Below are 19,314 nucleotides of genomic sequence, written 5' to 3'. Positions count from 1 at the left end.
CTTGCTCCTTTCTGTGTGTTATCGCATTACACCGCGGTCAGCGGCAGGCGTTGTTCGATGATACCGCCGCCAAGGCAGATCTCGCCGCTGTAAAAGACGGCAGACTGACCCGGGGTCACGGCGGCGACCGGCTCGTCAAAACGCACTTCGATGCGTTCGTCGTCCAGCGCGGTCACGGTGCAGGGGATATCGGTCTGACGATAGCGAGTTTTCACCGTACAGCGCAGCGTGCCTTGCAGCGGCTCGCGGTCGACCCAGTGCAGCTGTTGGGCAATCAGGCCGACAGACATCAGACGCGGATGGTCATGACCCTGCGCCACAATCAGAATATTGTTTTCAACATCTTTATCGACAACGTACCACGGATCTTCGCTGCCCTCTTTGATACCGCCGATACCCAGGCCCTTACGCTGGCCGAGGGTGTGATACATCAGACCCTGGTGCTCGCCGATGGTATCGCCATCCACAGATAGGATTTTGCCCGGCTGGGCAGGGAGGTAGCGGCCAAGGAATTCACGGAATTTGCGCTCACCGATAAAACAGATACCGGTTGAGTCTTTTTTCTTGGCGGTGATCAGATCAAGCTCTTCGGCGATTTTACGCACTTCCGGTTTTTCCAGCTCACCCACCGGGAACAGGCTTTGGGCAATCTGTTCGTGGCCGAGAGTATAGAGGAAGTAGCTCTGATCTTTATTGCCATCGAGCCCGCGCAGTAGCTGGCTTTTGCCGTCGACGTCGGCCCGGCGCACGTAGTGGCCGGTCGCGATGTAGTCAGCACCCAGATCTTCAGCGGCAAATTCGAGGAAGGCTTTAAATTTGATCTCTTTGTTGCACAGAATATCCGGGTTCGGCGTGCGGCCGGCTTTGTATTCTTCCAGGAAATGCTCGAAGACGTTATCCCAGTATTCTGCGGCAAAATTGACGGTGTGCAGTTCAATGCCAAGCTTGTCGCAGACCGCCTGAGCGTCAGCCAGATCCGCAGCGGCCGTGCAGTATTCCTCGCCATCGTCCTCTTCCCAGTTCTTCATGAACAGGCCTTCGACCTTATAGCCCTGTTGCAGCAACAGCCAGGCAGAAACGGAAGAATCGACACCGCCGGACATGCCGACGATCACTTTTTTTTGGCTTTCAGACATTGGAATACTCACGACATTGAACTTCAAGGCGGCGTATTCTATCACGCGCCCCCGGCATTGACACCCTCTGTAAACGGCCAGTTAAATTCACCAATGGTCTCCAGCGGCAGACGCTGACCGGAAAGATAGCTGCGAATGCTCTCCGCAACCAGCGGCGAGCGCAGATTTGTCGCGTTCAGAATGGTGTCGGCATCCACCCACAGGCAGCGGTCGATGTCGCTGTCATGGGGTTCAGTGGCGCACGTTTCGCCAAGCTCAATGGCGAACAGGAAACGGATAAACGGCGTTTTGTCCGGCGCGATCCACTGATGTAAGCGGATGAAATGTTGCGGCTCTGCATCAATGCCCGTCTCTTCCCATAGCTCACGCCGCGCCGCCTGAACCAGCGTCTCGTCGGCTTCGAGGTGGCCTGCGGGCTGGTTCCAGAGCGCTTTGCCGTTGATGGTCTCTTCCACCACTAAAAATTTGCCCTGAGCGTGGACAATCGTGGCCACCGTAACATGCGGTTTAAACATCAGGCTCTCCTTGTTTAGTAACGTCCCGCCACTCACCGTTGGCGAGATTATCCAGCGTATAACTGCCCATGGCGTAGCGGATGAGGCGCAGCGTGGGATGGCCGACATGCGCCGTCATGCGGCGCACCTGGCGGTTGCGGCCTTCATAAAGGGTGACTTTGATCCAGGCTACGGGAATCGATTTGCGTTCACGGATCGGTGGGTTGCGCGGCCAGAGCCACGCCGGCTCACTCACCAGCTCAATGCCCGCAGGCAGGGTAGGGCCGTCGTTGAGCGTAACGCCGTGACGCAACGCCGTGAGCGCCGCTTCATCCGGCACACCTTCAACCTGGACGTAGTAAATTTTGCCGGTGCGCTTGCCGGGCTGGGTGAGCCTCGCCTGCAGCTCACCGTCATTGGTGAGCACCATCAGCCCTTCGCTGTCGCGATCGAGCCGGCCTGCGGCATAAACCCCCTGAACAGGGATGTAATCTTTCAACGTGCTGCGCCCGGCTTCGTCGGTAAACTGCGGCAGGACATCGTAAGGTTTATTGAACAAAATAACGCGTGTCGGCGCGCGTTGCTTGCGTGGTCTGGATGCTTGTCGTGTGCTGAATCGTTCAACCCGGTGATTTCTAAAAGAAGTTTTCTGCATGGTATTTTCAGACGTTATCAATTGCCGCATTATAGCCTAATAACGAATGCCTTTCATGGCGCCAGACATTCAGGTACTATCGATGGGCTCATTACAAATTATTAACATAAGATCAGTAACAACCAGAAGCGCTCGAAGGAGAGGTTAATGGAAAGCAAAGTAGTTGTTCCGGCGGAAGGTAAAAAGATCACCCTGCAAGACGGTAAGCTGAACGTCCCTAATAATCCGATTATCCCGTTCATTGAAGGTGACGGTATCGGTGTAGACGTCACCCCAGCGATGCTGAAAGTGGTGGATGCCGCTGTTGAGAAAGCCTATAAAGGCGAGCGTAAAATTTCCTGGATGGAAATTTACACCGGTGAAAAATCTACCCACGTTTACGGCCAGGACGTCTGGCTGCCAGCTGAGACGCTGGATCTGATTCGCGACTACCGCGTTGCCATCAAAGGCCCGCTGACTACCCCGGTCGGTGGCGGTATTCGCTCCCTGAACGTTGCTCTGCGTCAGGAACTCGACCTGTACGTTTGTCTGCGCCCGGTACGTTACTACCAGGGTACGCCAAGCCCGGTTAAACACCCGGAACTGACCGACATGGTTATCTTCCGTGAGAACTCCGAAGATATCTATGCAGGTATCGAGTGGAAAGCAGACTCTGCAGAAGCAGAGAAAGTGATCAAGTTCCTGCGCGAAGAGATGGGCGTGAAGAAAATTCGCTTCCCTGAACATTGCGGCATCGGCATCAAGCCGTGCTCAGAAGAAGGCACCAAGCGCCTGGTTCGTGCGGCGATTGAGTATGCAATCACTAACGACCGTGACTCTGTGACCATCGTTCACAAAGGCAACATCATGAAGTTCACCGAAGGTTCGTTCAAAGACTGGGGCTACCAGCTGGCGGCGGAAGAGTTCGGTGGCGAGCTGATCGACGGCGGCCCGTGGCAGAAGATCAAGAACCCGAACACCGGCAAAGAGATCATCATTAAAGATGTGATCGCCGATGCGTTCCTGCAGCAGATCCTGCTGCGTCCGGCTGAATACGACGTTATCGCCTGTATGAACCTGAACGGTGACTACATCTCCGACGCCCTGGCGGCGCAGGTTGGCGGTATCGGTATCGCGCCTGGCGCGAACATCGGCGACGAGTGTGCGCTGTTTGAAGCCACCCACGGTACCGCACCGAAGTATGCTGGTCAGGATAAAGTGAACCCAGGTTCTATCATCCTGTCCGCAGAGATGATGCTGCGTCACATGGAATGGTTCGAAGCTGCAGACCTGATCGTTAAAGGTATGGAAGGCGCGATCAACAACAAGACCGTGACCTATGACTTTGAACGTCTGATGGAAGGCGCGAAGCTGCTGAAATGTTCAGAGTTTGGTGACGCGATCATCGAAAACATGTAATCCGGTTTCCGGGTTAGATAAGAACGGGAGCCAGTTGGCTCCCGTTTTTTTATTTTTTTATAAACGACAAATAGCAGGACTATCATAAATATCCTTTAATATCAGTAAGTTGAGTAGGTTGATTGAAAGCGGTATATTTACGGCAATGAGATGACAAATAAAAAATACGTTCTAAGATTCTCATGGAACAAACCTGAGAACATGGAGTTTCTTATGACGATTGCCTGGTTGACATCCTTATCCACGCTTCTGATTGTGTCGGGGCTAATCTGTGTTTTGAAGCAATTAATAAATAGCTGGTGCGACCCGGATCGTCCTGTCGCCGGGAAAAGTCGTTCCGGAACCACATCTGAACTGAATGAGCAAAGGGCTTGTTTTACGCTGGCGCAACGTGATGAATCCTATCCAACCCAGAATTGAAGCTACTTATCAGTTGAGATAAGAGAGGGAGCCGATGGGCTCCCGTTTTTATGGATACGCAGGAGGAATTATGCTTGATGACACAGCGCTTCGCCGCATTGCCGCAGGCGAACTCTCCGCGGTGGCCCCAGCAGAGCTTGCCGCAGAGCTGCTGGTTGCCCGCCAGGATAACGCCCGCCTGAAACAGCTTCTTGCGACAGAAGTGAAGCTCCCTTACGTCAGCGCCAGCCCGGTGTGCGATATCGAAGCAGGGTATGCTGCAGGCGTTACGGACAGTAAAGAGGCGATACGTCGGGCAGGGTTTTTGATTGAAGGCGATGATTAAAAGATGAAACCCGGCGAAATGCCGGGTTTGCTCACATTAAAACCAGTTGAATTTGTCAGACAGTATAAGTAACAACGAACTGGCACAAACAAGGTTAATACAAATCACGAATCTGCTGGAAACATTCATGTTATCAATACCATTATGGCTGTACTGGGATTGTGTTAATAAGCGTAATAGCAAATTCCAGAACGTCAAATCGTCAGATAACAGGCAAAAAAAAGCCCACGTTGAGTGGGCAAGTAATACTGGAAGCAATGTGAGCAATGTCGTACTGAATACCTGAGTGATTTGCTCAACTATTCAGTGTTGAGAAAGATAATATTTCTCATTAACGATTACAACCCCAATTTTTGTGCGGAACAGGTGTTTTCGACAAATTCTTAAAATTTTCGCGTGATGGCAATCACAAACTTGCATTTCTGAATCCTGTGCTAAGCTTTGTGTGTACTTGATTTGACGACAAAAACCATACAGAGAGGAAAGCAGTTATGGGAATCATCTCCTGGATTATCTTTGGGCTTATTGCAGGTATTCTGGCGAAGTGGATTATGCCGGGCAAAGATGGCGGTGGGTTCATCGTTACGGTCATTCTGGGCATCATCGGTGCCGTAGTGGGTGGCTGGATCAGTACCCTGTTCGGATTCGGCAGAGTCGATGGCTTCAACTTTGGCAGCTTTATGGTTGCAGTAATTGGTGCGCTGGTTGTGCTGTTTATTTACCGCAAGGTAAGAAGCTAACCTGACGATTCAGAGAAAAAGACCGCCGATACGGCGGTCTTTTTTTCGCGATTCACCACCAGCCTAACTGGCTTCCGGCGACGGCCACAATGGCGACAATCAGCATGATAATCGTCGTTTTTCTCATTTATCCCCCGGGCGCAGCGTAGCCGCCGATAAAAAACCACGTTAAAAACACCACCGCCGTGATAAAAATCACGATCGGGAACAGAATACCAAGCCGCATGTTACCACCTGTCCAGAAGTACAAAACCCGTCGAGTTTACGGGGTTAATCAATATTGAGAAAGGCCGTTTTCAGTTTACTTTTTTTATCACTGTACATGGCCGCATCGGCTGCCCGCAGCGCGCTGTCGGCATCCAGTTTGGCAGGATCCACCTCAATCACCCCAAGACTCGCGCCCGGGTAGACAAGATGAACATCCCCTAGCCAGTATTCACCGGCAATCTGCGCGCTCAGCTGTGTCCTCAGCATGGTTAACGGCGTTTGCTCCCCGCTTTCGCGATCGTTACTCAGACAGGCCACCAGAAACTCGTCGCCACCCAGCCTGCCGACAATATCATCATTATCGCGCCCGTCATTTAGCCTCTTTCCTACCTCAACCAGAAACTGGTCGCCTGCTTCATGACCAAAGCGATCGTTAATGAGCTTAAAATTATCCAGGTCGATGTAGGCGATAATGGCGCTGCGATTCAAATGTCGCGCCAGTGAGAAGAGGGTAGTGAGATTTTCAAAGATGGCCCGGCGGTTGGGTAGCCCGGTAAGAGCATCGGTATAGGACCAGGTAATCAGGGCAGCGTTAGCTTCACGCAGTTGGCTGACCAGCGACTCTTTTTCAATGTACTGGGCGATAAGCCCGGCGAAGAGCTTCAAAACCTGCTGACCGCGTTCGCTCAGTGGCTGTTTGCGGGTGCTGGTGGCGCACAGGGTACCGTAGAGCGAACCATCGGTCAGATGAACCGGTATGCTCATGTAGGTGGTAATCCCCAGCGTTTTTGCCGCGTCGCAGTCCGGAAAGCGTTCGGGCACGTTATCGCTAAAGAAGCAGCCGGCGTCGATCGCCCGTTTACACAGCGTCTCATCCCAGGGAACGCTTAGCCCTTCCGGGATCTGCATCTGTTTGCTGTTTCTGGCGTAGAGAATGTGCTGCAGACGGGCATTGATATCAATTTTGGTGAGGTAGGTAGACTCCATGTCAGTCACTATCTCAAGCATTTCGAGCAGCTGACGCACCAGGCTCTCAAGTGATTGCTCAGTGCTGAGCGTTTCTGAAACACGGGCAAGAATGATATCCGACATGACGCTGCTCAACTCCCTTACAGATGACCTCTGTACCTGTCTGGTTTGTTCAAAGATTGACGGCGGATAGTAAAACATGAATTAAAAACATTTCATATATTCATGCGAAGAACGGCACATTCTGGCAGGAAAAAGCCCCGGCGCAGGGCCGGGGAAATAACATCTTGATTACGGAATGATGTTCTCTGGTCTTTGCGAGAACGCCACCACTATAGCGAGCAAAGATGTCTGCATAATGAAGAAATCATGGAGAAAGATTAACCGCCTCCCCTGGTGACAGGGCGTTGGGGCTGAGATAAACTTCGCGCTAAGAAAAATCTTATATGTTCAGTATCCAGATTCGAGGAAACATGTTTCAGTTAAATCCGGGCAGCCTGGCGATGATCATCGGTGCCCGCACGCCAGCAGGGCGTCGCAATATTGGCAAATCCGTTGAGTTGTTTAACCTCTGTCAGCCGGGACAGCGTTTTTTAAACCCGGTCAACGGCGTGATGACAGAGCTGCCGCCTGGGGCTGAACGTCCCTTGTGGCTGGTGACCGGGGATGTCTGGTCGGTGGATAACCAGCACGGCTTTGCTTTTGTGCGCCCGGAACATCTGATGCCGCTCACGCCTGAAGACGCGCCGGAAACCCTCGATGCCCTGATGCTGGACTGAATTACAGCTCACGCAGCCAGTCGGCTAACACCAGGGCGTGATTCTGCTGCCGATCTTTCGCGCCATAAAGCAGCGTCACGGTCTGGTTGTCTGCCAGACGAGCGATCCGCCGCCCCTCATCCTGATGCAACGCCACCAGTTCCTGACGATAGGCCTGGGTGAAGCTGGCGAAGTCGATCGTCTCGCTGTGGAACATCTTGCGCAGTTCATTAGAAGGTGTGAGCGTTTTACACCACTCATCGTACGCCAACGCCTCTTTTTTCACGCCTCGCGGCCAGAGTCGATCTACCAGGATCCGGTAGCCATCTTCTTTACTGGCCTCGTCATACAATCGTTTGCACTGAATCATTATCTTGCTCCTCAATCCCGGCGAAGCGGTGCTGGTGCCTGTTGTTATGAGCTTAACGCTATCACAGGTTTTGACCACCCAATTTAAGATGTTGTGATAACAGCGAAAGATCGGTAGTCTGACGTGCCTTATGTTATCTGATATTTGTCTGGCATAAGGACCACTCTATGGAACTCTCCGCGGTAAAAAACACCCTACGAATTGCGCTGGTCGGTGACTACAATCCTGACGTTCTGGCTCACCAGGCGATCCCGCTGGCCATTGATGATGCCGCCGCGGTACTGGATATTACGGCCGACTATGACTGGCTGGCGACCACCGAATTAACCAGCCCGGAAGACCTGGTCGGCTACGACGCTATCTGGCTGGTTCCGGCAAGCCCCTACAAAAATGCCGAAGGCGCGTTTATTGCCGCTCGCTATGCCCGCGAAAACAGCGTGCCGTTTCTTGGTACCTGCGGCGGATTCCAGCATGCGCTGATTGAGTACGCCCGTAACGTCATGGGTTGGCAGGATGCGGCACATGCCGAGACCGATAACGAAGGCCGGATGGTGATCGCCCCGCTGACCTGCTCGCTGGTCGAGGTAAGCGACGCGATTGAACTGCGCGCCAATACCTTGATTGCCAGAGCCTATGGTCAGGAAGAGATCGAAGAGGGTTATCACTGCAATTACGGCGTTTCGCCGGAGTTCGCACTACAGCTGGAGAAGGGCGATATGCGCGTCACCGGCTGGGACGCACAGGGTGAGATCCGTGCCGTAGAGCTGGTGACGCACCCGTTCTTTATCGCCACGCTGTTCCAGCATGAGCGCGCCGCCCTGGCGGGCCGACCGGCCCCGCTGGTGCAGGCGCTGCTTCGCGCAGCTCAGGATTACTGAACGCTGGCTCAGCCGGGCGTGATCTCCCGGTCACGCCCGGCCAGTATTCCGCAGACGGCCATCACCACCGAGACCAGCGCACAGGCCAGCAGCGGGATCCGCCAGTCGCCGTTGGCGTCGTGGATTTTACCCATTAGCGGTGGTCCGCAGGCGGCCAGCAGATAGCCCACCGACTGCGCCATCCCGGAGAGGGCCGCCGCCTGATGCGCCGAGCTGGCGCGCAGGCCGATAAAGGTCAGGCCGAGGATCATGGTGGCGCCGGAGCCAAAGCCAAAAATCAGCGTCCACATTACCGCCATATCCGGCATAAACCACAGTCCGGCACTGCTCAACGCGCACATGATGGCCGCCAGCCCGGCGATACCGCGCTGATCCTTCAGGCGAAGCAGGATCAGCGGCACCACAATCCCAGGCGCGGCGGTGGCCAGCTGCAACAGCCCGTGCAGAGAACCCGCCTCGGTTTCGCTGTATCCATGACTCTGCAGGATCGCCGGCAGCCAGCCGATAATCACATAGTAAATCAGCGAGTTAATGCCCAGAAACAGCGTTACCTGCCAGGCCAGCGCCGAGCGCCATAGCCCGCGGCTATGCAGCGCCCGCGCGCCGCTCAGGGACCCAGCAGGGCGCTGACGCCACTGCGGTAGCCACAGCAGCAGCGCCAGCAGCGGGAACACCATCAGCATTAGCAGCGCCCCGCGCCAGCCCGCGCCGCTCAGGGCTACGGGTACCACCAGCGCCGAGCCCAGCGCAGCGGCGGCCCCCATGGTCAGAGAATACGCCCCGGTCAGTTTCGCCACCTGTCCAGGGAAATCGCGCTTAATTAACCCCGGCAGCAGCACGTTACCCAGCGCAATACCGCAGCCGATTATCGCAGTACCGCCAAACAGCAGCGTTGCTGAGGGCAGCGAACGCAGCCCGATCCCGGCTATGACCAGCAACAGTGCGATAAACAGGCTGCGCTCCATGCCGATACGGCGGGCGAGGCCGGCCGCCAGCGGTGAAATCAGCGCAAAGGCCAGCAGGGGCAGCGTGGTGAGCAGTCCGGTCTGGGCAGTCGTCAGGGAATAATCCGAGCGGATGGCGTCCAGCAGCGGCGCTGCGCCGGTAAAAGTCACCCGCAGCGAGGTGGCAATCATCAGGATCCCGGCAATCAGTAGCAAACGCTGTTTGCCGGTAGCAGAAAAGGCAAGGGTCATGAGTTTCTCTTACGTCGAAATGAGCCTACAGGATACGCATTTTCACGGTGGTTGAAATCAAGCTAAAATGACAGATTATCGCTAATATCGGACAAAATTATGCCTGGACTTGGCCTCGAGGGCTACGATCCCGACAGCCAGCACGATCCTGCGGTGGCGTTTCATGTGAGCGTGGTGGCCGATGAGCAGCGCATTCCGCCTCATCAGCACCGTAAAGGGCAGCTGATCCTGGCGCTGCATGGCGCCATCACCTGTGAAGTAGAAAATGCCATGTGGATGGTGCCGCCGCAGTTCGCCGTCTGGATCCCCGGCCAGTTGCCGCACAGTAATAAAGCCACGCCCAGCGCCCGGCTCTGTTTTTTATTTATCGAGCCTGGCGCGGTGTCGCTGCCGGACCGCTGCTGCACGCTAAAAATCTCTCCCCTGGTGCGGGAGTTAATTCTGACCCTGGCGGAGCGCAGCCCGGGGCAGCAGGAGCCAGCAACCCGGCGTCTGGTGGAGGTGCTGTTTGATGAACTGCCCCGCCAGCCCGAGGAGCAGCTGCAGCTCCCGGTCTCCGCGCACCCCAAAATTCGCCTGATGAGTGACACCATGGCCGCCTCCCCGGCGAAATGGCAGACGCTACACCAGTGGGCGCACCATTTTGCCATGAGCGAGCGCAATCTCGCCCGGCTGGTGGTGAGTGAAACCGGGCTCAGTTTTCGCCGCTGGCGGCATCAGCTCCAGCTGATTGTGGCCTTGCAAGGGCTGATCGGCGGTCAGTCGGTACAGCAGGTTGCACAAAACCTGGGCTATGATTCCACCACGGCGTTTATCACCATGTTCAAAAAAGGGTTGGGTCAGACCCCGGCCCGGTATGTCGCCAGCCTCGCTACGACTTCCCGATAAATAACGAGACCAGCCCGGCGGCGATCAGCGGCCCGACCGGAACGCCGCGAAACAGCGCCACGCCCAGCACTGTACCCACCAGCAGGCCGGCGACCAGCGAGGGCTGGGAGCTCATCAGCGTGACGCCGCGACCGCCAAGCCAGGAGACAAACACACCGACGGCAATGGCAATCAACGATTTCCAGTTCATAAAGGCGTGGATCAGCGTTGAGGCCGGCAGCGTGCCGCTGGCAATAGGTGCCATCACCCCCACGGTGAGGATGATAATCCCGACGGTCAGCCCCTGTTTTTCAATCCACGGGAAAAAACTGCTGAGCGGCGTCACGCGGACGATGATCAGCACCAGGATTGAAATCGCTACCGTGGTGTTATGGCTGACAAATCCCAGCGCAGCCAGGCCCAGAAGAATGAGCAGGGTAGGGTCAAGCATGTTGTATTCCTTGCCAAAATAATAATAGTAAGCCTGCTTACTTTACGCACCCGCAGGTCAGTAAAAAGGGTTTTGTGCAAAAAATGTTGTGATTTGGGCGAATGCCTGGCTGGCTGACTTATTTATGCGGTTTGTTTGCCTGTACCGGCATCATTAAATATTTTCAACTCCTTTCCGCACCTCTTATTCTCTTCGCGCCGCGTTGTTCCGCTTCGCGCACCCGGGCAAAATTTTACTCCAGTTTATGTGCCAGCTCGTTAAGCGCTTTCGTCAGCGAAAGGATTCGGTTTCGCAGCGGTACACCACGCCACTCTGAACTCAGGCACAGGAATGAAAAACGTTAAATTTGCCCCCCATCCGCTGGCTCTGGCACTGCTGCTCGCTTTCTCCGGCACTACGCTGGCGGCGAAAAATAACAGCGCAGCGCCGGTGAACGATCAGGATGTTATTACCGTGACAGCGCCCGTACTCTCTCCCCTCGAGGTGGTGACATCACCAAAAACGCCGCGCCAGCCGGTTCCAGCCAGCGATGGTTCGGACTACCTCAAAACCATCCCGGGCTTTAGTCAGATCCGCAACGGCGGCAGCAATGGCGATCCGGTTTTTCGCGGCATGTTTGGCTCGCGTCTGCGCCTGCTGACCAACGACAGCGAGATGCTCGGCGCCTGTCCGGCGAGAATGGATGCGCCCAGCTCGTACATCTCGCCGGAAAGTTACGATCTGCTGACGGTCACTAAAGGGCCGGAAACCGTGCTCTGGGGGCCGGGAAACTCCGCTGGAACGGTACGTTTTGAACGTGAACCGCCGCGCTTTACCCGCGCGGGTATTAAAGGTGACGCCAGTTTCCTCGCCGCCTCTAACGATCGCTTCGATGAGAACGCCGACGTCAGCTTTGGTAACGATACCGGCTATGTGCGCCTCAACGGCAATAAATCGAAATCGGGCGACTACAAAGACGGGAACGGCGATCGCGTGGCCTCAAAGTGGGACAAGTGGAATACCGAACTTGCCATTGGCTGGACGCCTGATGCCGATACGCTGCTGGAACTGACCGCAGGCCAGGGCAACGGCGACGCCAGCTACGCTGGACGAGGAATGGACGGCTCCCAGTTCAAGCGTGAAAGCCTGGGCCTGCGCTTTAAAAAAGAGAATATCGGTGAGGTCTTCGACTCGCTGGAGATGAGCGCGTATTACAACTATGCCAACCACATCATGGATAACTACTCTATGCGCTCGCCTGGAACCCCGGATTCAGGTTCTATGAACGGGATGCCGATGGGGGCGATGGATATGTCGATGCCGATGGAAAAACAGGTCGATCGTCGTACCGTCGGCGGCAGGATGATGGGCACCTGGCTATGGCCGGATTTCCAGCTGCAAAGCGGGCTGGATATGCAGACCAATACCCATCGCAGCAACGAAGATGACGAGAACAAAGGCTGGCAGGAGGATGCGCGTTTTCATGATTACGGCGCGTTCGGCGAGCTGACGTGGAATGCAACCGATCTGAGTAAGGTGATTGGCGGTGCACGATTCGATAAGGTCGACGTGGATAACTATACCGGTATTGGCAGCGACAGTCGGGAAGATACTCTTCCGGCGGGCTTCCTGCGGGTTGAACATAATCTGGGCACGGTACCGGCGATGGTCTATGCCGGACTGGGGTATACCGAACGGTTCCCGGATTACTGGGAGCTGTTTTCGCCGACTTACGGGCCGGATGGCACTTCGGATGTGTTTGACAACCTGAAACCCGAGAAGACCACCCAGCTTGACGTCGGCGCCCAGTATAAAGGCGAGCGTACCACCGGGTGGATCTCCGCCTACGTCGGACGCATTAACGATTTTATTCTCTTTATTTACGATCCTGACGACACGCATGTCAGCCAGGCCGATAACGTGGACGCTACCATTATGGGAGGAGAGATGGGTGCCTCATATCAGCTGAGCGACCAGTGGAAAACCGATGCTACCCTTAACTACGCCTGGGGCCAGAACACCGACGATCGCCAGCCGCTGCCGCAAATGCCGCCGCTGGAGGCGCGTCTTGGCCTGACGTGGGAGAAGGGAGACCTGAGCTCAACCGGCCTGCTGCGCATGGTCAGCCCGCAGCATCGGGTGGCGATGAATGAAGGTAACGTGGTCGGGAAAGACTTTGACCAGAGCGCCGGGTTCGCAATCCTTTCCGCTAACGCGGCCTACAAGGTGAACCGCTACCTGAAGCTCAGTACCGGCGTTGATAACCTGCTGGACAAAAACTACAGCGAACATCTCAACCTGGCGGGGAACAGCAGCTTTGGTTACTCCTCCGATACGCCGGTGAATGAGCCGGGTCGTACCCTGTGGGCGAAAATGAACGTCACCTTCTGAAGCTGACAGCCAACGTAAAACCGCCGGTCATTGACCGGCGGTATGGTTAGCTGTTGCTGGTGGCGGACTGCTTGTGGAAAAGCTCTCTGAATACCGGATAAATATCGTCCTGATCGCGAATATGCTGCATCGCGAAGTTATCGAACGTGGATTGCAGATGTTCATACTCGCGCCACAGCGTCTGGTGGGCACGGCGGGTGATCTCAATATAGCTGTAGTAACGCACCACGGGCAGCAGCTTTTTCGCCAGAATTTCATGACACAGCGGCGAATCATCTGCCCAGTTATCACCGTCCGACGCCTGGGCGGCATAGATATTCCACTGCGCCGGGTCGTACCGCTCCTTCACCACTTCATCCATCAGTTTCAGGGCACTGGAAACAATGGTACCGCCCGTCTCCTGCGAGTAGAAGAACTCATGCTCATCCACCTCTTTGGCCTGAGTGTGGTGGCGAATATAGACCACTTCCACGTTCTTATAGGTTCTGCTCAGAAACAGATAAAGCAGAATATAAAAGCGCTTCGCCATATCTTTTGTGGCTTGATCCATCGAGCCGGAAACGTCCATCAGACAGAACATGACCGCCTGGCTTGAAGGCTCAGGACGTTTTTCATAGTTTTTGTAACGCAGGTCAAAGGTATCGATGAACGGAACGCGCTCAATTTTAGCACGCAGTTCGGCGATCTCCTTGCGCAAGCGCTCCTCTTCCAGCAGCTGCGCAGGCTCGCTCTTCGCCACGATATCCAGGCTCGCTTCCAGTTCGCGCAGTTCACGCCGTTTACCTGCCGTCATGGCGGTACGGCGCGCCAGTGAGTTCTGTAACGAACGCACCACGCTGATGTTGGCTGGCACACCGTTAGCGGTAAAACCGGCTCTGTGCGTTTTATATTCGTTCAACTGACGATGCTGATTCTTCTTCAGATTCGGCAGGGCCAAATCTTCAAACAGCAGATCCAGATATTCATCCTTGGAGATCTGAAACACAAATTCGTCCTGACCTTCACCGTCCTGGCTGGCCTGCCCCTGTCCACTGCCGCCGCCACCGCCGCCACCCTGCGGACGCTCGATACGGTCGTTCTGGACAAAATGGTCATTACCCGGGTGAACACGATGGCGCAAACCGCCGCGTCCCTGATGGAACATCGGTTCGCTAATGTCATCCGTCGGGATTGAGACGGACTCCCCGCTGTCTACGTCGGTCACCGAACGCTTGTTAATGGCCTCGGAGATCGACTGTTTAATTTGCGCTTTATAACGGCGCAAGAAGCGCTGGCGATTCACCGTGCTCTTGTTTTTGCCGTTAAGACGCCGGTCAATAAACCAGGTCATATGCCCCCCCGTACTGCATTTGCCAACTTTATGCTGCGTGATAGTGCCGGATAATCGCAGGTTATCCGGCCTACGTTTGCATCTTTGTAAGCCCGGCAAGCAATGCGCCGCCGGGCATTGGGCTATCAGGACGATTTACGCACGCGCAGGTACCATTCGCACAGCAGGCGAACCTGTTTGCGGGTGTAGCCTTTTTCCATCATGCGATCGACAAAATCGTCGTGCTTTTTCTGCTCGTCGGTAGAGGTTTTGGCATTAAACGAAATGACCGGCAACAGCTCTTCGGTATTGGAGAACATTTTCTTCTCAATAACGGTGCGCAGTTTTTCATAGCTGGTCCAGTTTGGATTCCGTCCGCTGAAGTTCGCTCTGGCGCGCAGTACGAAGTTGACGATCTCATTACGGAAGTCTTTCGGGTTGCTGATCCCGGCAGGCTTCTCGATTTTTTCCAGTTCGGCATTCAGTGACTCGCGGTCAAACAGCTGGCCGGTATCCGGGTCGCGGTACTCCTGATCCTGGATCCAGAAATCGGCGTAGGTGACGTAGCGGTCAAAGATGTTCTGCCCGTACTCAGAGTAAGATTCCAGGTAGGCGGTCTGGATCTCTTTGCCGATAAATTCGGCGTATTTCGGGATCAGATAGCCTTTCAGGAACTCCAGATAACGTTCAGCCTGCTCTTGCGGGAACTGTTCACGTTCGATCTGCTGCTCCAGGACGTAGAACAGGTGTACCGGGTTGGCGGCCACTTCTGCATGGTCAAAGTTGAACACGCGGGAGAGAATTTTAAACGCGAAGCGCGTGGACAGACCGTTCATCCCTTCATCAACACCGGCGTAGTCACGATACTCCTGGTAGGATTTCGCTTTCGGGTCGGTATCCTTCAGGCTTTCACCGTCGTAAACGCGCATTTTCGAGTAAATGCTGGAGTTTTCTGGCTCTTTCAGTCGCGACAGGATCGAGAAGCGCGACAGCGTTTCCAGGGTCCCTGGGGCGCATGGGGCATGAACCAGCTCACTGTGGTTCAGCAGTTTTTCATAAATCTTGATCTCTTCGGAGATCCGCAGGCAGTAAGGCACTTTGACAATGTAAACACGGTCAAGGAAGGCCTCGTTGTTTTTATTATTTCTGAACTGAACCCATTCAGATTCGTTGGAGTGCGCCAGGATAATGCCGTTAAACGGCAGGGCGGAGATGCCTTCCGTCCCGTTGTAGTTACCTTCCTGAGTTGCCGTCAGCAGCGGATGCAGCACCTTAATCGGCGCTTTAAACATCTCGACGAACTCCATAATCCCCTGGTTGGCGCGGCACAGCGCACCGGAATAGCCGTATGCGTCAGGATCGTTTTGCGCGTGGTTTTCCAGTTTACGGATGTCCACTTTACCGACCAGCGCCGAGATATCCTGGTTGTTCTCATCGCCTGGTTCAGTCTTGGCAATCGCAATCTGCTCCAGAATCGATGGCCAGACCTTCACTACGCGGAATTTGGTGATATCGCCGCCAAATTCGTTCAGGCGTTTCGCTGCCCACGGCGACATAATAGTGCCGAGATAGCGGCGAGGTATGCCGTACTCTTTATCCAGAATCTGCGCATCTTCCTGCGGGTTAAACAGGCACAGCGGATGGTCGTTAACCGGGCTACGTTCGCCGTTGGCGCTGAGCACGTAAATAGGCACGCGCTGCATCAACGATTTCAGCCGCTCGGCCAGCGAGGATTTACCGCCGCCGACAGGCCCCAGCAGATAGAGGATCTGTTTCTTCTCTTCCAGACCCTGAGCAGCGTGCTTCAGATAAGAAACAATCTGCTCGATGGCATCTTCCATGCCATAAAATTCTTCGAACGCAGGATATCGGGCGACGACCCGATTCGAAAACAGACGGGAAAGCCGTGGCTCCTGGGCGGTATCGACCATATTTGGCTCCCCAATAGCCATCAATAGTCGTTCCGCCGCATTGGCATAAGCACTGCGATCTTGCCGGCAGATGGTAAGAAACTCCTGCAGTGTGAACTCTTCGTCCTTGGCAGCTTCATAGCGCTGGCGATAGTGATCGAATATATTCATGGCATGCCGTCCTTTCGTTTTTTAGCACAGGAAAAGAGCCGTTCATATGAATAGTAGAGGCTCCCGGAAGCGGGATCCGTTGCACCTCACTGCCAGAGCAGCAACCCGTGTGCCAGGTCGGGCGGCCAAAACTGCGGGGTGATCGGGTATTCAGCTTCTTAAAATTAAGCGTAGATGGCATTTGCAAAACTTGCATGTATGCCAAAACTAATTTCAATGACATATCAATAACTCATCCAAAAAATTAGCCAAATCTTGAACGTCAAACACACTTCTTTCACTGAACGGTAATCAACGTGACAGCGTTTCGTCATCTGTAACAAACAAAATATTCTGTTAATCAAATTGATTAGCAGACAAAAAATTTTGAGGTAAGAGGGGGATGACGGTTACACTTCACCCGCTGATTATTTGACTACAGGAAAGAATGGATTGTGACCAAACTCAAACTTCTGGCACTGGGGATTATCGTTGCCACCTCAGTGAGTACAGCATACGCGGAGAATCAGTGGTCTGTTGGAGCTGGTGTCGGCGTAATCAATAGCCCTTATAAACAATACGATCGCGATTTCTATCCGGTTCCGGTTATCACCTATGAAGGGGATAACTTCTGGTTCCGCGGGCTGGGCGGTGGCTACTATCTGTGGAACGACCAGACCGACAAACTCTCCATTATGGCCTACTACGACCCAACGCACTTCAAACCCGGGGACAGCGATAACCGCCAGCTGCGTCAGCTCGACAAGCGTAAGAGCACCATGATGGCCGGGATTTCCTGGGTACATCATACCCAGTATGGTTTCCTGCGCACCGCTCTGGCGGGTGACACCCTCGACAACAGCAATGGATATATCTGGGATCTGGCGTGGTTGTACCGTTACACCAATGGAGGGCTGACCTTCACGCCGGGTATCGGTATCGAATACAACAGCGACAACTACAACGACTACTATTATGGCGTATCCAGCCACGAAGCCAGACGCAGCGGCCTGCGCAGCTATGATGCTGACGACAGCTGGAAGCCTTATCTGGAGCTGACCGCCAGCTACAAGTTTGCCGCTGACTGGAACGTCTATGGCACGGGCCGCTATGCCCGTCTCAGTGATGAAGTGAAAGACAGCCCGATGGTCGATAAGTCCTGGACCGGTCTGATGTCGGTAGGTGTCACCTACAGTTTCTGATTGTGCATTATTACTGTGCAATTTGTGAATATAGATTTACGAGTCACTAAAAATCAACAGGACTCAGGATCTCAATTGAAGCCCGCCATGTGCGGGTTTTTTGTTTCCACGAGCTATCAACAAGCATCAAGAAAGCGCATAATGATTGTGTACCCAAAGGTGTAACCAAAAAAGCCTGTGGGTCAAATTTCAAAATTGGGTACACGCTGGTGGGGTGAAATTGGCAAAGCTAACTGATATGCAGATCAAAGCCTGGGTAAGGGCTGGCGAGCGTTTCGAGGGGCGCTCTGATGGTAATGGCCTGTATTTAAGATACCGCGAAGTTGACCGCGTTCCTGTGTGGCGGTTCAGGTACAAGATTGCTGGAAAGGCCCGGGCGATGGTAATCGGTTCGTATAACGACCTGACGCTTGCTAAAGCGCGTGAAGCCGTTAAGGAGCTTTCGGCGCGTGTGGCTTTGGGTTTTGACGTCGCCGGGGAAAAGCAGCAACGCAAGGCTGATGCTGTCGCAAAGATTGAGGCAGATAAGAGCGCTGTCCGTGTTCAGGATCTAATTAATGACTTCTATGCTCGTCACATACTCCCCTCATTCAAGAACCCGCAGATTTATAAAAAAGTCGCTGACTTCAACATTGGTACCTTGATTGGGAGCATGAAAGTTGAGGACGTAAAACCTCGGCATGTTGATGAGGTTTTACGATCGGTACGTAACCGTGGCGCTTTGACTGTAGCGAACGACGTGCTGCGCATGATGAAGAAGATTTTTGACTTCGCAGTTGTTCGCGGTCTGATTGAATTGAACCCGGCCATGCCGTTCACAGCAAAGGATGCAGGCGGAAAAGAAGAGAGCAGAAAGCGATTCCTGACTCGCACTGAACTGGCACGCCTGTTTGATGCCATGCACAACGTTAAAGCATTTACCAGAGAAAATGAATTGACCGTTAAGCTGCTGCTTTCTCTCTGTGTAAGGAAAATGGAGCTTTGCGCGGCACTGGCGAATGAGTTCGATCTCGATAACGCAGTCTGGCATCTTCCTGGCGAGAGAACGAAGACGGGGGAAGGAATAGATATCCCATTGGCCGAGCCTGTAATTTGCTGGCTGAAGGAGTTAAAAGCCTTATCCTGCGGTAGTAAGTGGTTATTGCCCGCCAGAAAACTGCGCCTTACAGCTCACGTTAGCAGTTCAGTGCTTAACACTGCCTTCCCTCACATACTGGCAGCTATGCCGGATGTTGAATCATTTAGTGTGCATGACTTCCGACGCACAGCCAGAACGCATCTGGCAGCGCTTGGTGTGGATCCGATAATCGCTGAAAGATGCCTTAATCACAAAATACCAGGCGTAGAGGGTGTCTATAACCGGCATCAGTATTTTAACGAACGGAAGGCTGCGCTGACTTTGTGGGCTGATCTGCTGGTGACGCTGGAGAGCTGCGGGGATTACAACGTCACACCGATAAAAATGGCCAAGTAACCGAAGTATAGATTCTTACATGCCCTTGAAAAAAT

Annotated in this window: 21 protein-coding genes; 9 read left to right on the top strand and 12 right to left on the bottom strand. The window is 54.1% G+C overall.

Features of this window, described 5'->3' with window-relative positions; genetic code table 11:
* Nucleotides 1-26 precede the first annotated feature (26 nt).
* From mnmA to rluE, 3 genes are read right to left on the bottom strand one after another with little or no spacing between them, the layout of a single operon-like run.
* Entirely contained in the window at nucleotides 27-1,136 is a 1,110-nt protein-coding gene (gene mnmA / locus MXM41_RS07955; protein ID WP_325931003.1) for a tRNA 2-thiouridine(34) synthase MnmA, read from the bottom strand.
* A gap of 41 nt (nucleotides 1,137-1,177) precedes the next feature.
* On the bottom strand, nucleotides 1,178-1,651 hold the full coding sequence (locus tag MXM41_RS07950; RefSeq protein WP_325931002.1) for an NUDIX hydrolase: 474 nt from the start codon (nucleotides 1,649-1,651) through the stop codon (nucleotides 1,178-1,180).
* Entirely contained in the window at nucleotides 1,644-2,315 is a 672-nt protein-coding gene (gene rluE, locus MXM41_RS07945; protein ID WP_325931001.1) for a 23S rRNA pseudouridine(2457) synthase RluE, read from the bottom strand. Before rluE ends, MXM41_RS07950 begins: the two co-directional genes overlap by 8 nt.
* Nucleotides 2,316-2,432: 117 nt before the next feature.
* On the opposite strand from rluE, the gene icd reads away from it, so the two are divergent.
* Nucleotides 2,433-3,683, top strand: a complete 1,251-nt coding sequence (gene icd / locus MXM41_RS07940; RefSeq protein WP_114315319.1) for an NADP-dependent isocitrate dehydrogenase — start codon at nucleotides 2,433-2,435, stop codon at nucleotides 3,681-3,683.
* 487 nt (nucleotides 3,684-4,170) lie between these two features.
* A complete protein-coding gene (locus MXM41_RS07935) occupies nucleotides 4,171-4,428 on the top strand; it encodes a hypothetical protein (RefSeq protein WP_325931904.1) in 258 nt (85 codons plus the stop codon).
* A 36-nt stretch (nucleotides 4,429-4,464) separates the two neighbouring features.
* Here MXM41_RS07935 and yncL read toward each other — a convergent pair whose 3' ends face one another.
* Entirely contained in the window at nucleotides 4,465-4,557 is a 93-nt protein-coding gene (gene yncL / locus MXM41_RS22825) for a stress response membrane protein YncL (protein WP_071886459.1), read from the bottom strand.
* A 362-nt stretch (nucleotides 4,558-4,919) separates the two neighbouring features.
* Here yncL and MXM41_RS07930 point away from each other — a divergent pair, with 362 nt between their 5' ends.
* On the top strand, nucleotides 4,920-5,168 hold the full coding sequence (locus tag MXM41_RS07930) for a GlsB/YeaQ/YmgE family stress response membrane protein (RefSeq protein ID WP_032617669.1): 249 nt from the start codon (nucleotides 4,920-4,922) through the stop codon (nucleotides 5,166-5,168).
* A 52-nt stretch (nucleotides 5,169-5,220) separates the two neighbouring features.
* Here the strand turns inward: MXM41_RS07930 and yoaJ are convergent, their stop codons facing one another.
* The 3 genes from yoaJ to MXM41_RS07920 are packed head-to-tail and all read right to left on the bottom strand — an operon-like array spanning nucleotide 5,221 to nucleotide 6,467.
* Nucleotides 5,221-5,295, bottom strand: coding sequence for a protein YoaJ (yoaJ, locus tag MXM41_RS22820; protein ID WP_073885218.1), 75 nt, complete (start codon nucleotides 5,293-5,295; stop codon nucleotides 5,221-5,223).
* The gene (locus MXM41_RS07925; RefSeq protein WP_103179242.1) at nucleotides 5,296-5,394 is read right to left on the bottom strand and encodes a YoaK family small membrane protein; all 99 of its coding nucleotides are present in this window, start codon (nucleotides 5,392-5,394) and stop codon (nucleotides 5,296-5,298) included.
* A gap of 44 nt (nucleotides 5,395-5,438) precedes the next feature.
* Nucleotides 5,439-6,467, bottom strand: a complete 1,029-nt coding sequence (locus MXM41_RS07920; protein ID WP_325930999.1) for a sensor domain-containing diguanylate cyclase — start codon at nucleotides 6,465-6,467, stop codon at nucleotides 5,439-5,441.
* Nucleotides 6,468-6,817: 350 nt separating this feature from the next.
* Between MXM41_RS07920 and MXM41_RS07915 the strand changes: the two genes are divergently transcribed.
* Complete coding sequence (locus MXM41_RS07915) at nucleotides 6,818-7,123, top strand: hypothetical protein (protein ID WP_325930997.1); 306 nt, start codon at nucleotides 6,818-6,820, stop codon at nucleotides 7,121-7,123.
* Between the two features lies 1 nt (nucleotide 7,124).
* Here MXM41_RS07915 and MXM41_RS07910 read toward each other — a convergent pair whose 3' ends face one another.
* Nucleotides 7,125-7,472 carry a DUF488 domain-containing protein gene (locus MXM41_RS07910; protein WP_325930996.1) on the bottom strand — a complete coding sequence of 116 codons (348 nt, stop codon included), beginning with the start codon at nucleotides 7,470-7,472 and terminating at the stop codon, nucleotides 7,125-7,127.
* Nucleotides 7,473-7,639: 167 nt separating this feature from the next.
* On the opposite strand from MXM41_RS07910, the gene MXM41_RS07905 reads away from it, so the two are divergent.
* Complete coding sequence (locus tag MXM41_RS07905; RefSeq protein WP_325930995.1) at nucleotides 7,640-8,350, top strand: CTP synthase; 711 nt, start codon at nucleotides 7,640-7,642, stop codon at nucleotides 8,348-8,350.
* An 8-nt stretch (nucleotides 8,351-8,358) separates the two neighbouring features.
* Here MXM41_RS07905 and MXM41_RS07900 read toward each other — a convergent pair whose 3' ends face one another.
* Nucleotides 8,359-9,546: a CynX/NimT family MFS transporter gene (locus MXM41_RS07900; RefSeq protein ID WP_325930994.1), complete on the bottom strand. Its 1,188-nt coding sequence runs from the start codon at nucleotides 9,544-9,546 to the stop codon at nucleotides 8,359-8,361.
* A gap of 99 nt (nucleotides 9,547-9,645) precedes the next feature.
* Between MXM41_RS07900 and MXM41_RS07895 the strand changes: the two genes are divergently transcribed.
* Nucleotides 9,646-10,434, top strand: coding sequence for a helix-turn-helix transcriptional regulator (locus tag MXM41_RS07895; RefSeq protein ID WP_325930993.1), 789 nt, complete (start codon nucleotides 9,646-9,648; stop codon nucleotides 10,432-10,434).
* Here the strand turns inward: MXM41_RS07895 and MXM41_RS07890 are convergent.
* Entirely contained in the window at nucleotides 10,418-10,864 is a 447-nt protein-coding gene (locus tag MXM41_RS07890; protein ID WP_325930992.1) for a DUF441 domain-containing protein, read from the bottom strand. The genes MXM41_RS07895 and MXM41_RS07890 overlap by 17 nt on opposite strands.
* 330 nt (nucleotides 10,865-11,194) lie before the next feature.
* Between MXM41_RS07890 and MXM41_RS07885 the strand changes: the two genes are divergently transcribed.
* Nucleotides 11,195-13,234, top strand: a complete 2,040-nt coding sequence (locus MXM41_RS07885; RefSeq protein ID WP_325930990.1) for a TonB-dependent copper receptor — start codon at nucleotides 11,195-11,197, stop codon at nucleotides 13,232-13,234.
* 46 nt (nucleotides 13,235-13,280) lie between these two features.
* Here the strand turns inward: MXM41_RS07885 and MXM41_RS07880 are convergent, their stop codons facing one another.
* The gene (locus tag MXM41_RS07880) at nucleotides 13,281-14,564 is read right to left on the bottom strand and encodes a YeaH/YhbH family protein (RefSeq protein ID WP_103823926.1); all 1,284 of its coding nucleotides are present in this window, start codon (nucleotides 14,562-14,564) and stop codon (nucleotides 13,281-13,283) included.
* Between the two features lie 125 nt (nucleotides 14,565-14,689).
* A complete protein-coding gene (gene yeaG, locus MXM41_RS07875; protein WP_325930986.1) occupies nucleotides 14,690-16,624 on the bottom strand; it encodes a protein kinase YeaG in 1,935 nt (644 codons plus the stop codon).
* Between the two features lie 434 nt (nucleotides 16,625-17,058).
* Here yeaG and MXM41_RS07870 point away from each other — a divergent pair, with 434 nt between their 5' ends.
* Together MXM41_RS07870 and MXM41_RS07865 are read left to right on the top strand one after the other, a co-directional pair.
* A complete protein-coding gene (locus MXM41_RS07870; RefSeq protein ID WP_325930984.1) occupies nucleotides 17,059-17,805 on the top strand; it encodes a MipA/OmpV family protein in 747 nt (248 codons plus the stop codon).
* Between the two features lie 220 nt (nucleotides 17,806-18,025).
* Nucleotides 18,026-19,279, top strand: coding sequence for a tyrosine-type recombinase/integrase (locus tag MXM41_RS07865; protein ID WP_325930982.1), 1,254 nt, complete (start codon nucleotides 18,026-18,028; stop codon nucleotides 19,277-19,279).
* The last annotated feature ends 35 nt before the right edge of the window (nucleotides 19,280-19,314 follow it).

Origin of the sequence: Leclercia adecarboxylata (genome assembly GCF_035787115.1) — a bacterium.
GTDB lineage: Bacteria > Pseudomonadota > Gammaproteobacteria > Enterobacterales > Enterobacteriaceae > Enterobacter > Enterobacter adecarboxylatus_E.
The sequence above is the reverse complement of the archived record's forward strand: the minus strand, read 5'-3'. Positions and strand labels throughout refer to the sequence as shown.

Coding starts and splice junctions, on each gene's coding strand:
- mnmA (WP_325931003.1), bottom strand. CDS start 1,136: ATGTCTGAAAGCCAAAAAAAAGTGATCGTCGGCATGTCCGGCGGTGTC.
- MXM41_RS07950 (WP_325931002.1), bottom strand. CDS start 1,651: ATGTTTAAACCGCATGTTACGGTGGCCACGATTGTCCACGCTCAGGGC.
- rluE (WP_325931001.1), bottom strand. CDS start 2,315: ATGCGGCAATTGATAACGTCTGAAAATACCATGCAGAAAACTTCTTTT.
- icd (WP_114315319.1), top strand. CDS start 2,433: ATGGAAAGCAAAGTAGTTGTTCCGGCGGAAGGTAAAAAGATCACCCTG.
- yncL (WP_071886459.1), bottom strand. CDS start 4,557: ATGAATGTTTCCAGCAGATTCGTGATTTGTATTAACCTTGTTTGTGCC.
- MXM41_RS07930 (WP_032617669.1), top strand. CDS start 4,920: ATGGGAATCATCTCCTGGATTATCTTTGGGCTTATTGCAGGTATTCTG.
- MXM41_RS07925 (WP_103179242.1), bottom strand. CDS start 5,394: ATGCGGCTTGGTATTCTGTTCCCGATCGTGATTTTTATCACGGCGGTG.
- MXM41_RS07920 (WP_325930999.1), bottom strand. CDS start 6,467: ATGTCGGATATCATTCTTGCCCGTGTTTCAGAAACGCTCAGCACTGAG.
- MXM41_RS07915 (WP_325930997.1), top strand. CDS start 6,818: ATGTTTCAGTTAAATCCGGGCAGCCTGGCGATGATCATCGGTGCCCGC.
- MXM41_RS07910 (WP_325930996.1), bottom strand. CDS start 7,472: ATGATTCAGTGCAAACGATTGTATGACGAGGCCAGTAAAGAAGATGGC.
- MXM41_RS07905 (WP_325930995.1), top strand. CDS start 7,640: ATGGAACTCTCCGCGGTAAAAAACACCCTACGAATTGCGCTGGTCGGT.
- MXM41_RS07900 (WP_325930994.1), bottom strand. CDS start 9,546: ATGACCCTTGCCTTTTCTGCTACCGGCAAACAGCGTTTGCTACTGATT.
- MXM41_RS07895 (WP_325930993.1), top strand. CDS start 9,646: ATGCCTGGACTTGGCCTCGAGGGCTACGATCCCGACAGCCAGCACGAT.
- MXM41_RS07890 (WP_325930992.1), bottom strand. CDS start 10,864: ATGCTTGACCCTACCCTGCTCATTCTTCTGGGCCTGGCTGCGCTGGGA.
- MXM41_RS07885 (WP_325930990.1), top strand. CDS start 11,195: ATGAAAAACGTTAAATTTGCCCCCCATCCGCTGGCTCTGGCACTGCTG.
- MXM41_RS07880 (WP_103823926.1), bottom strand. CDS start 14,564: ATGACCTGGTTTATTGACCGGCGTCTTAACGGCAAAAACAAGAGCACG.
- yeaG (WP_325930986.1), bottom strand. CDS start 16,624: ATGAATATATTCGATCACTATCGCCAGCGCTATGAAGCTGCCAAGGAC.